The 5,663-nt window shown below is 70.3% G+C and carries 6 protein-coding genes; 3 read left to right on the forward strand and 3 right to left on the reverse strand.

Annotated elements, in window-relative coordinates; genetic code table 11:
* Both AOK03_RS38800 and AOK03_RS38805 read left to right on the forward strand, forming a co-directional pair.
* Positions 1–1,675, forward strand: a 1,675-nt coding sequence (locus AOK03_RS38800) for a discoidin domain-containing protein (RefSeq protein WP_055570056.1), incomplete at its 5' end; no start/stop codon positions are given.
* Between the two features lie 96 nt (positions 1,676–1,771).
* Entirely contained in the window at positions 1,772–2,869 is a 1,098-nt protein-coding gene (locus tag AOK03_RS38805; protein ID WP_055570057.1) for a LacI family DNA-binding transcriptional regulator, read from the forward strand.
* Between the two features lie 212 nt (positions 2,870–3,081).
* Here AOK03_RS38805 and AOK03_RS38810 read toward each other — a convergent pair whose 3' ends face one another.
* The 3 genes from AOK03_RS38810 to AOK03_RS43330 all read right to left on the reverse strand — a co-directional run bounded on the left by AOK03_RS38810 (position 3,082) and on the right by AOK03_RS43330 (position 4,968).
* Positions 3,082–4,086, reverse strand: coding sequence for a YdcF family protein (locus AOK03_RS38810; protein ID WP_055570058.1), 1,005 nt, complete (start codon positions 4,084–4,086; stop codon positions 3,082–3,084).
* A gap of 28 nt (positions 4,087–4,114) precedes the next feature.
* On the reverse strand, positions 4,115–4,687 hold the full coding sequence (locus tag AOK03_RS38815; protein ID WP_055570059.1) for a dihydrofolate reductase family protein: 573 nt from the start codon (positions 4,685–4,687) through the stop codon (positions 4,115–4,117).
* A gap of 131 nt (positions 4,688–4,818) precedes the next feature.
* Positions 4,819–4,968 (reverse strand): hypothetical protein, encoded by a 150-nt coding sequence (locus tag AOK03_RS43330; RefSeq protein WP_167355701.1) that lies wholly within the window; start codon positions 4,966–4,968, stop codon positions 4,819–4,821.
* A 153-nt stretch (positions 4,969–5,121) separates the two neighbouring features.
* On the opposite strand from AOK03_RS43330, the gene AOK03_RS38820 reads away from it, so the two are divergent.
* Positions 5,122–5,568, forward strand: coding sequence for a DoxX family protein (locus AOK03_RS38820; RefSeq protein WP_055570060.1), 447 nt, complete (start codon positions 5,122–5,124; stop codon positions 5,566–5,568).
* The last annotated feature ends 95 nt before the right edge of the window (positions 5,569–5,663 follow it).

The following is a 5,663-nucleotide window of genomic DNA, read 5'->3' on the forward strand; positions in this document are numbered from 1 at the left end:
CGCCCTGCCCGCCCAGCAGGCCGGCGCCGCCGGCAACGTGGTGAAGGTGACCGGCTCGCAGGGGAACTGGCAGCTGGCGGTGAACGGTTCCCCCTACCAGATCAAGGGCCTGACCTGGGGGCCGAGCGTCGCCGACGCCGACCAGTACATGCCCGACGTCAAGTCCATGGGCGTCAACACCATCCGCACCTGGGGCACCGACGCCTCCAGCAAGCCCCTGTTCGACTCGGCCGCCGCCCACGGCGTCAAGGTGATCGCGGGCTTCTGGCTGCAGCCGGGCGGCGGCCCCGGCAGCGGCGGCTGCGTCAACTACCTGACCGACAGCACGTACAAGAACCAGATGCTCGAAGAGTTCCCCAAGTGGGTGCAGACCTACAAGGACCATCCCGGCGTCCTCATGTGGAACGTCGGCAACGAGTCTGTGCTCGGGCTGCAGAACTGCTACACCGGCGCGGAGCTGGAGCGCCAGCGCGACGCGTACACCACGTTCGTCAACGACATCACCAAGAAGATCCACGCCGTCGACCCCGACCATCCCGTCACCTCCACCGACGCCTGGACGGGCGCCTGGCCCTACTACAAGAAGAACGCCCCCGACCTGGACTTGTACGCCGTGAACTCCTACAACGCGGTGTGCGACATCAAGTCCACCTGGGAACAGGGTGGTTACACGAAGCCGTACATCGTCACCGAGACCGGACCCGCGGGGGAGTGGGAGGTGCCGGACGATGCCAACGGCGTACCGGAAGAGCCCACCGACCGGGCCAAGGCCGAGGGGTACAGCAAGGCCTGGAGCTGCGTCACCGGCCACAAGGGCGTAGCGCTGGGCGCCACGATGTTCCACTACGGGACCGAGTACGACTTCGGCGGCATCTGGTTCAACCTCCTGCCCGCGGGCCAGAGGCGGCTCGCCTACCACGCCGTGAAGAAGGCGTACGGCGCGAACACCTCCGGGGACAACACCCCGCCGGTCATCTCCGGGATGACCGTCGAGGGCGACGCCTCCAAGGTTCCGGCGGGCGGCGCCCTCACGCTCACCGCCAAAGCGGCCGACCCCGACGGGGACGCGTTGAGCTACGAAGTCCTTGCCAACAGCATGTACATCGACAAGGACAAGAACCTGACGTCCCTGCGCCACACGGACGAGGGGAACGGCCGTCTGAAGGTCACCGCGCCCGACCGGACGGGCGTGTGGAAGATCTACGTCAAGGTCACCGACGGCAAGGGCAACGTGGGCGTCGAGACGCGCTCGGTGCGCGTGGTGGCCCCGCCGGTCGACGGCACGAACATCGCCTTCGGCAAGACGGCGACGGCCTTCTCCCAGCAGGCCGGTGGCGGCGACTGTCCCTGCACGGCCGCGGGCGCCGTCGACGGCAAGGCCACGACCCGCTGGGCCAGCGACTGGAGCGACCCCCAGTGGCTGCAGGTCGACCTGGGCTCCGGCCAGTCGTTCCGGCACGTCCAGCTCAACTGGGAGACGTCCTACGCGAAGGCGTACACGATCCAGACCTCCGACGACGGACGGAACTGGCGGACCGTCCACGAGGTGCAGGACGGAAACGGCGGCATCGACGACTTCGACGTCAACGGCACCGGCCGCTACGTCCGCGTGCACGGCACCGCCCGCGGCACCGGATGGGGCTACTCGCTCTACGAGTTCGGTGTCTATCGCTGAATCCGGCATCCACCGCCGACGGCCGACGCGCGATGGTCGCCGCACGATGGGAGAGCGCTCTATCACCTTGCTGTGCAGGGAAGTTAGAGTGCACGCATGGAGAGACAGTCGCTGACGCTCGAGGACGTGGCACGGGAGGCGGGGGTCTCCCGCGCCACGGTGTCACGGGTGATCAACGGAGTGCGCAACGTCGACCCGGCCATCCGGGACGTGGTGCGCGAGGCGATCGAACGCACCGGGTACGCGCCCAACCGGGCGGCGCGCTCCCTGGTCACCCGCCGTACGGAGACCATCGCCCTGGTCATCTCGGGCGCGGGCGAGGAGAGCGACGGTACGCGGGAGGACGGCCGAACCGGCGGCCGCGATGACGACGGCCGTCCCGGCGACGGCGTGCAGAACGCCTTCGCGGCCCGCGTGTTCGCCGACCCGTTCTTCGGCCGGGTGGTCAGCGGCGTGGTCGGGTTCCTGCGGCCGCGGTCGATGCACCCGGTCCTGATGGTCGCCGAGAGCGCGGCGGCCAGGAAGCAGGTGACGGAGTTCCTGCGGCAGGGCAGCGCCGACGGAGCCCTCGTCGTCTCCACGCACGCGGAGGATCCGCTGCCCGCGCAGCTCGTCGCCGAGGGGCTGCCCGCCGTGTGCTTCGCCCGGCCCGCGCCGCCCGTCCCGGTCAGCTACGTGGACCTGGCGCACCGCGAGGGCGGACGGCTGGCCGCGGAACATCTCCTCGCGCGCGGCCGACGGCGACTGGCGACCGTCACGGGGCCCCTGGACCTCCCGGCCGGACAGGAGCGGCTCGCCGGTTTCCGGGAGGCGCTGGAGCGGGCCGGGACGGCGTACGTGCCGATCGCGGAGGGCGCCTTCACCCGGGAGAGCGGCGCCGCGGCGATGGCCGGGCTGCTGGCCGGGCATCCCGGTCTGGACGGGGTGTTCGTGGCCAACGACCTCATGGCGCAGGGCGTGTGCGAGCTGCTGCGCGAGCGGGGCGGACAGGTGCCGCAGGAGGTGGCGGTCGTCGGCTTCGACGACTCCAGCGTGGCGCTCACCTGCCGTCCGCCGCTCACCACCGTCCGCCAGCCGGTGGAGGAGATGGCGGCGGCCATGGCGAGGCTGCTCCAGGAACACGTGCAGGGCGTCCGGACGGAGCCGACGTCGCTCATCTTCGAGCCGGAGCTGGTGGTGCGGGACTCGACGTGAGATCGGGTGTGTATCCCCTGTGGCCGTGGGCAGGCGATCAGTGCAGGGGTGACATCCTGCCGGAGTCGCTGATTGGTCAGTGGGCGGCTCCACCTCCGAGCTGAGCGGTCGCGCGCCTTCGTGGGACAGGGACGCGCGGCCGCTCACGCGTTCCGCTCGCGGCGCGGGCGGGGACGTACTCAGGTGGTCCGGGCGTGGACGTACTCAGGGATTCAGCGCGTCGCCCACGCCAGGACGCCGACGAGGACGAACAGCAGACACATGGCGATGTTGGTCCGCTTGTAGGCGACGAGGACGGCCACGAACTCGCGGATCGTCGCGTTGGGCCAGAAGTACGCCGCCGTGGTCGAGCCCACCACCTGCCCCTTGACGCCCGCCCGGCGCGCCATGAGCGCCGCGCGGAAGGCGTGGTAGTTGTTCGTGACGACGATGCACCGGTAGCCGGGGCCGGTCTTCTCCATGATCGCCTTGCTGAACCGCAGGTTCTCGTCCGTCGTCGTCGACCGGTCCTCGCGCTCGATCAGCTCCGCGGGGAAGCCACGCTCCACCAGGTAGTCCGCCATCGCGTGGGATTCCGGCACGTCCTCGTCCGGCCCCTGTCCGCCGGAGGCGATGAGCAGCGGCGCGCCGCCGCCCTTGCTCAGCTGCGCGTGCACCTCCCTGGCCCGCTCCAGCCGGCTGGCGAGCAGCGGCGGCACCGTGGACCCGCCGAGGAGACCGGAGCCCAGCACGACCACGTAGTCGGCCTTGCGGCGAATGCGCATGCGGCCGTAGAGGAACGCGTACACGACGAAGCTCAGGAACAGGAACGAGAGGTAGCAGGCGAGGCCGAGCGCCGCCGTGCCGAGGCCGATCAGCACCGGCGTCCGCAGCACGGCTGCCGTGATCGCCAGGGCCACGACGGCGGCGATGCACAGCGCGCCCATCAGGGACAGCAGGTTGGAGGGGCTCCTGCCCTCCTTGCGCACCATCTGCAGTCCGTTGAGGAACAGCAGGCCCACGAGGATCAGGATGCCCACGGCCCCCAGCGCCAGCAGCGTGGCGGCGATGACGAGCCCGGTCGTGGAGCCGGACGAGATCAGCTGGTACATCCAGGCCGCGAGGCCGCAGAGCGCGGCCAGGCCGAGGAACACCGCGTTGCCGAACCGGCGGCGCTCGCGCACCATCCGCCAACAGAAGACGAGGAAGAGGAGGGCCGCCGGGGCGTAGAGCAACATCCGCTCAGATTAGGGGTCGGCGCGGAGGTCAGCGGACGACGTCGAACACGTTCTTCTGCAGGCCGTTGGCGTAGGCCTGGTGTTCGACGAGCCGCAGCTTCTGCATGTCCTTGTCGGTGTCGCTGAACAGCCGCTTGCCCGCGCCGAGAAGGAGGGGGAAGACGAGCAGGTGGTACCGGTCGATCAGACCGGCGTCGGAGAGGCTCCGGTTGAGGGAGGCACTGCCGTGCACGATGACCGGGCCGCCCTCGGTCTTCTTCAGCGCGGCCACGTCGTCGAGCGAGCGCAGGATCGTGGTCTCGCCCCAGTTGTCGACGAGGTCGCCCTCGCCGAGGGTGGTGGAGACGACGTACTTCGGCATCACCTTGTAGTCCGCGAAGTCCTCCATGTCCGGCCAGACGGGGCTGAACGCCTCGTAACTGACCCGGCCCATCATCAGCGCGGCGGCCTCCTGCTGCTCCCGGCCCTTGATCTCGTACGCCTCCGGGAGGAACTCGATGTCCTTGAAGGTCCAGCCGGAGTTCCGGTATCCGGGTTCACCGCCCGGGGCCTCCACGACTCCGTCGAGCGAGACGAAAGCGGTGCTGATCAAGGTGCGCATCTGAATTCTCCCGAAGGTCTTCTCGGCCGTGCGTGACTGCGGCGATCTTCGCCGCAGGCTGCGTCACCGCAGCCTGCATCAGTGAAGACCGGGGGACGCGACAGAACTCATCGGCCGTACGGCTGTCGGATTCAGCGGCGGCCGCCGCGCAGCCGGGAGAGGAGCGAGCGGGCCTGCGCGCGCTTGCGCGGGTCGGCCGCGGCCCGGCGCACCGATTCCACGGTCCTGCGTCCCTGTGGTGTGCGGCTGTAGGTCCTGATGCGTGCGAGCAGTCCGGCCATGGGGGTCCTCCTGAGGTCGCACCGCCGTCGCGGCGGGTGAGCTGTCGGTTTCTGTTCCCGTACCCGGAGCTGCCTCCGTGATGCCGCTCGACTGACCGCGTGCTTTGCGGGCAGCCGAAGGGCATGGCTGTTCTCAGGAAATGTGCACGTCCGATGCTCGCCTCCGTCTTCGTCACGGGAGGGCTGCGGACCCTGCGGGACCCGCGGGGCGTCGCGCCCGTCGCCGAGCCCGTGGCCGCTCCGGTGGCCTCGCGGATCCCCTGGCTCACGGAGGACCCCGAGCGGCTGGTCCGCATCAACGGCGCGGTGCAGCTGGGCGCGGGTCTGATGCTGGCGACCGGACGCGTGCCGCGCGTCGCCGCCCTCGCCCTCGCCGGGACGCTGGTGCCGACGACGCTGGCCGGGCACGCCTGGTGGAAGGAGAAGGATCCGGAGCGACGGGCTGCCCAGCGCACGCAGTTCACCAAGAACCTCTCGCTGTTCGGCGGACTCCTGATCGCTGCGGCCGACACGCACGGCAAGCCGTCCGTCGCCTACCGCGCCCGGCGGGGCGCCACGCGCGCGTGGAAAGACACAGGGGTGAACGCGTTGAGGTCGTGAAAGGTTCAGACCTCTGTTGTGCAAGCGCTTGCTGTAGTCGCGGGCCGGTGGCACCCTCGTGGCGGCTCCCCCCCCCCAGCCCCCCCCCACCTCGC

This window comes from Streptomyces atriruber (genome assembly GCF_001418325.1).
In the GTDB taxonomy this organism is placed as follows: Bacteria; Actinomycetota; Actinomycetes; order Streptomycetales; family Streptomycetaceae; genus Streptomyces; species Streptomyces atriruber.

Excerpts from the sequence above, each read along its gene's own strand:
- AOK03_RS38805 (WP_055570057.1), top strand. The coding sequence starts at position 1,772 with ATGGAGAGACAGTCGCTGACGCTCGAGGACGTGGCACGGGAGGCGGGG.
- AOK03_RS38810 (WP_055570058.1), bottom strand. The coding sequence starts at position 4,086 with ATGTTGCTCTACGCCCCGGCGGCCCTCCTCTTCCTCGTCTTCTGTTGG.
- AOK03_RS38815 (WP_055570059.1), bottom strand. The coding sequence starts at position 4,687 with ATGCGCACCTTGATCAGCACCGCTTTCGTCTCGCTCGACGGAGTCGTG.
- AOK03_RS43330 (WP_167355701.1), bottom strand. The coding sequence starts at position 4,968 with ATGGCCGGACTGCTCGCACGCATCAGGACCTACAGCCGCACACCACAG.
- AOK03_RS38820 (WP_055570060.1), top strand. The coding sequence starts at position 5,122 with ATGCTCGCCTCCGTCTTCGTCACGGGAGGGCTGCGGACCCTGCGGGAC.